The 4,675-nt window shown below is 45.0% G+C and carries 4 protein-coding genes, 4 tRNA genes and 1 rRNA gene; 8 read left to right on the top strand and 1 reads right to left on the bottom strand.

From position 1 onward, the window contains the following. The 3 genes from rrf to birA all read left to right on the top strand — a co-directional run. Positions 1-95, top strand: a 5S ribosomal RNA gene (rrf, locus tag ACPUC7_RS24200); the annotation flags it as partial. A gap of 147 nt (positions 96-242) precedes the next feature. Next, positions 243-1,280 carry a UDP-N-acetylmuramate dehydrogenase gene (gene murB / locus ACPUC7_RS24195; RefSeq protein ID WP_494924833.1) on the top strand — a complete coding sequence of 346 codons (1,038 nt, stop codon included), beginning with the start codon at positions 243-245 and terminating at the stop codon, positions 1,278-1,280. After that, positions 1,277-2,239 carry a bifunctional biotin--[acetyl-CoA-carboxylase] ligase/biotin operon repressor BirA gene (gene birA / locus ACPUC7_RS24190; RefSeq protein WP_494924832.1) on the top strand — a complete coding sequence of 321 codons (963 nt, stop codon included), beginning with the start codon at positions 1,277-1,279 and terminating at the stop codon, positions 2,237-2,239. Before murB ends, birA begins: the two co-directional genes overlap by 4 nt. A 47-nt stretch (positions 2,240-2,286) precedes the next feature. Here the strand turns inward: birA and coaA are convergent, their stop codons facing one another. Further along, complete coding sequence (gene coaA / locus ACPUC7_RS24185; RefSeq protein ID WP_494924831.1) at positions 2,287-3,237, bottom strand: type I pantothenate kinase; 951 nt, start codon at positions 3,235-3,237, stop codon at positions 2,287-2,289. Positions 3,238-3,925: 688 nt separating this feature from the next. Here coaA and ACPUC7_RS24180 point away from each other — a divergent pair. The 5 genes from ACPUC7_RS24180 to ACPUC7_RS24160 all read left to right on the top strand — a co-directional run. Continuing rightward, positions 3,926-4,001: transfer RNA gene (locus ACPUC7_RS24180), tRNA-Thr, on the top strand. 7 nt (positions 4,002-4,008) lie between these two features. After that, a tRNA-Tyr gene (locus ACPUC7_RS24175) sits at positions 4,009-4,093 on the top strand. A gap of 192 nt (positions 4,094-4,285) precedes the next feature. Further along, a tRNA-Gly gene (locus ACPUC7_RS24170) sits at positions 4,286-4,360 on the top strand. Between the two features lie 5 nt (positions 4,361-4,365). Beyond that, a tRNA-Thr gene (locus ACPUC7_RS24165) sits at positions 4,366-4,441 on the top strand. Positions 4,442-4,548: 107 nt separating this feature from the next. Beyond that, the coding region (locus ACPUC7_RS24160) for a GTP-binding protein (RefSeq protein ID WP_008102187.1) at positions 4,549-4,675 on the top strand (127 nt) is incomplete at its 3' end.

The following is a 4,675-nucleotide window of genomic DNA, read 5'->3' as shown; positions in this document are numbered from 1 at the left end:
GTCCCACCTGACCCCATGCCGAACTCAGAAGTGAAACGCCGTAGCGCCGATGGTAGTGTGGGGTCTCCCCATGCGAGAGTAGGGAACTGCCAGGCATCAATTAAGTGAAGAAGCCCTGAACAGTAGTTCAGGGCTTTTTTACGTCTGCATATTTAGTATCAACCGCGAAAACATCGAAATATCCACCCTGTAGCAGAGCGATCAGGTAAACTACGGCCAGATTAATCAGTAAAGGCCGCATCATGTCCAGCCCCCAAACATCTTTACAGTCCTTCAACACTCTCGGTTTGAAAATCTATGCGCAAACACTAGTCATCGCCGACAATCCCGATGCTATTTCTGTAGCCTGGAACGATAGCAAACAACGAAATATACCTTTTATTGTATTGGGGGAAGGAAGCAACGTTCTTTTCCTTGAAGACTTTAATGGCACCGTTGTGATTAATGCGATTAAAGGCACCACGATTGAAGAACATGATGAAGCATGGCATCTGCATGTGGGGGCAGGTGAAAATTGGCATGAATTAGTTGAGCAGACATTAAAAAAAGGCATTACAGGATTGGAAAACCTGGCGTTAATTCCCGGTATGGCCGGCTCCGCACCAATCCAAAATATCGGTGCATACGGTGTCGAATTCAAAGATATTTGCCATTACGTTGAAGTTTTGCATTTGCCAACGCAAAAAGTTATTCGTTTGCACCGCGAAGAGTGCGAGTTTGGCTATCGCGATAGTATATTCAAACATGCAATGAAGAACGATTACGTCATTGTCGCTGTAGGATTGCGTTTGGCAAAACAGTGGCAACCCATTCTAAGCTATGGCGATCTGACTAAATTAAACCCTGCAACAGTTTGTGCCTGGGATGTCTTTATAGCTGTATGCCAAATGCGCCAGAGCAAACTACCTGATCCAAAGATTACAGGTAATGTAGGCAGTTTCTTCAAAAACCCGCTTGTAACAGCGGAACAGGCAGCTGTATTAATCAAACAATGTCCAACTATTCCTCATTATCCACAGGTAAGCGGTGAAGTGAAATTAGCTGCTGGCTGGCTTATCGATCAATGTGAGCTGAAAGGTTACCGTGAAGGCGGTGCTGCTGTTCACAAGCAGCAGGCCTTGGTACTGATTAATGAGGATCATGCCACATCGCAAGATATTGTCCGTTTGGCGCAGCATGTCAGAAAAAAAGTTGGCGAAAAATTTGATGTTTGGTTGGAACCAGAGGTGCGCTTTATCGGTTCTCAAGGCGAGCGTAATGCCGTAGAGGTAATATCATGAAAGATAACAGCGTGCCCTTAAAGTTAGTGGCATTGGTAGCGGATGGTGAATTTCATTCGGGCGAGCAATTAGGTGAAGCCTTAGGCATGAGCCGTGCCGCCATTAATAAGCATATACAGACGCTGAAAAGCTGGGGCCTCGATGTATACACAGTAACGGGCAAAGGTTATAGCCTGCCAGGGCCAATTCAATTGCTTGATGAAGAAGTTATTTTGTCTCATCTACGCCAGTCAAATTTAGCCGTTATCCCTGTTATCGATTCCACTAATCAATATTTGCTGGATCGCATGGATCAATTACCTTCAGGCTATGCATGCATCGCTGAGTATCAGCAAGCTGGTCGTGGGCGCCGCGGCCGCAAGTGGTTTTCTCCCTTTGGTACCAACCTATATATGTCAATGTATTGGCAATTGGAACAGGGACCCGCCGCGGCAATGGGGCTAAGCCTGGTTATCGGAATTGTTATGGCAGAAGTCATTCAATCTCTGGGTGCACCAGATGTACGTGTTAAATGGCCAAATGATCTTTATCTTAATGACCGTAAACTTGCGGGCATTCTTGTTGAGTTAACGGGGAAAACTGGTGATGCAGCCCAGATTGTGATCGGTGCGGGTGTCAACTTGCTCATGAGGTCAGAAGGCGCCGCTGAAATTACTCAGGGTTGGATTAATTTGCAGGAAGCGGGCGTTAATATTGATCGCAATGAGCTGGCCGCGAAAATACTGAATAGTCTGCGTGAGGCTTTGCCGATTTTCGAACGTGATGGTTTGAATCCATTTATCCCACGTTGGGAAGTCCTCGATAACTTCATTAATCGCCCAGTAAAGTTGATTATTGGCGATCGTGAAGTTCATGGGATTGCACGAGGTATTGATAAACAAGGTGGTTTGTTGTTGGAGCAGAATGGGGAAATTAAATCTTGGGTTGGTGGTGAAATTTCGCTGCGACCGGACAATTAACTCATTCAAATTTAACGCCCATTTTTGTTGGGCGCTAAATATAAAAATTACTTTCTCAAACGAACACTTTGAACTGCATGATCGGCCGATTTGGTCATGATCAGGCTGGCTCTTTCGCGCGTTGGTAAGATATTTTCTTTTAAATTAAGCCAGTTAATCTCTTTCCACAGCCCCCGAGCAATGTTAAGTGCTTCCTCTTCAGGCAACTGAGAATAATGGTGGAAATATGAGTCTGGATCGCTAAACGCACCTTCCCGGAATTTTAAAAATCGATTTACATACCAGGTTTCGAGCAATGATTCAGGTGCATCAACATAAATAGAAAAATCAACGAAATCCGACACAAATACATGATGCGGATCGTGAGGATAATCCATTCCACTTTGCAGCACATTTAAGCCTTCTAAAATAAGAATATCGGGCTGCTGCACAACTTTATCCCCATCAGGAATGACGTCATAAATCAGATGAGAATAAACCGGCGCTGTAACCTGGTTGGCACCTGATTTTAAGTCCGAGACAAAGTTAACCAGACGATGCATGTCATAAGATTGCGGGAACCCTTTTTTCTTCATCAAGCCGCGTTCTTTGAGCACAGCATTCGGATGTAAGAAACCATCCGTAGTGATCAGCTCAACTTTACGATGTTCTGGCCAGCGACTCAGAAGAGCCTGAAGTACGCGAGCTGTGGTGCTTTTCCCCACCGCAACGCTACCAGCAATGCTGATGATATAAGGGATCTTCTGTCCATTAGTGCCGAGAAATTGCTCAAGGACAGCCTGACGGCGCAGGTTCGAACTTATGTAAAAGTTAAGCAGGCGCGAAAGTGGCAGATAGATTTCGGCAACTTCTTCTAGCGAAAGATCTTCATTGATACCACGCAACCGCTCAATTTCACTCTCAGCCAGTGTCATTGGAACGGAATCACGTAATGCAGCCCATTGTTGGCGATTGAACTGCAAATATGGCGTAGTGAGAGGTGTCGTTTTTTTACTCATAAGCAAGCATCGGAGTGCAATTTCTGATTCATCAACACCTTGCTGCATCGAAAATACAACGATGTATCAAATTCAATTGCACGTCATCAGGGTAATTAACGAGAACAATGCGCAGGAGGGTAACACCAGTGTGTCTTTAAAAAGAAGCAAAATGACAAACATCAGCACGCTTTCGCAAGCGTGCCCGCATTTTTCTTGTCGCTCAGTAGCTTGTCGCTACATTTTCTGCTGCGCTGAGTCGCACCATGTTTTTTGGTTATGTTGCACTACTCTCGAATGTAGAGATTACAAGGATATATTGTTTTAAAGCTCTTCAATCATCAGCACTCCCAGTAACTGATGATAGCGAGGTTGAGTATCGACATTGAGCTGTACATTATCCAGGCGAAGAGTTGAAGCAAAACGTGGACCAGATAAGGACAGGTGACTTTTTAAGGATTTTTCGCAAAAAATTTCTTCTTTTTCAAAATGAAATTACAGAATGACTTTAAGAAGTGCAGCAGATACGCAAAGAATTTATTCAAACCACAGTAGTGTCTCGCTGCAAAAGTGCACGCCTTTTGGTTGAATTTGCTACACAAGAAGACTGATTTGCGATGATTTGCACAAATAGTAAGCGATAGAACAAAATTAGCGATTTTTTTGTTGCATCCTTCTTCGGGTCTTCCTAGAATGCGCTCCACTTGATGCCGGCTTAGCTCAGTTGGTAGAGCAACTGACTTGTAATCAGTAGGTCACCAGTTCGATTCCGGTAGCCGGCACCATCAAGTAGGTGGGATTCCCGAGCGGCCAAAGGGAGCAGACTGTAAATCTGCCGTCACAGACTTCGAAGGTTCGAATCCTTCTCCCACCACCATCTCAACCTCTTGGTTGAGCATCAGATAAAATCTTTATCTGATGGGTGAGTTCTTCATCTCTCACCTTCGAATTTCAGATTACGCAATAGCGTGATCAAGGTTGGTCAGAAACTCTGACTGACTCGAATAATAGAAGGTCTTCTTTTATTATTCATAAGCTACAGAAAGAACAGGTAGCCGAGTTCCAGGATGCGGGCATCGTATAATGGCTATTACCTCAGCCTTCCAAGCTGATGATGCGGGTTCGATTCCCGCTGCCCGCTCCAGATGTGCTGATATGGCTCAGTTGGTAGAGCGCACCCTTGGTAAGGGTGAGGTCCCCAGTTCGACTCTGGGTATCAGCACCACTTCCTTTATCTCTCTCCTGATTCTCTCTCTGTAAACCAAACAGTCAGGCATTGCCTGGTTGATATGACGATATCTTCGATATATCCGTGTCTTAGAGGGACTAGCGATGGCTAAAGAGCAATTTCAGCGTAACAAACTGCACGTAAACGTCGGCACCATCGGTCACGTTGACCATGGTAAAACCACTCTGACTGCAGCGATCACTACCGTTCTGGCTAAAACCTACGGTGGTA

The sequence above is a fragment of the Pantoea sp. CFCC18179 genome (genome assembly GCF_059412405.1).
The sequence above is the reverse complement of the archived record's forward strand: the minus strand, read 5'-3'. Positions and strand labels throughout refer to the sequence as shown.

Excerpts from the sequence above, each read along its gene's own strand:
- murB (WP_494924833.1), top strand. The coding sequence starts at position 243 with ATGTCCAGCCCCCAAACATCTTTACAGTCCTTCAACACTCTCGGTTTG.
- birA (WP_494924832.1), top strand. The coding sequence starts at position 1,277 with ATGAAAGATAACAGCGTGCCCTTAAAGTTAGTGGCATTGGTAGCGGAT.
- coaA (WP_494924831.1), bottom strand. The coding sequence starts at position 3,237 with ATGAGTAAAAAAACGACACCTCTCACTACGCCATATTTGCAGTTCAAT.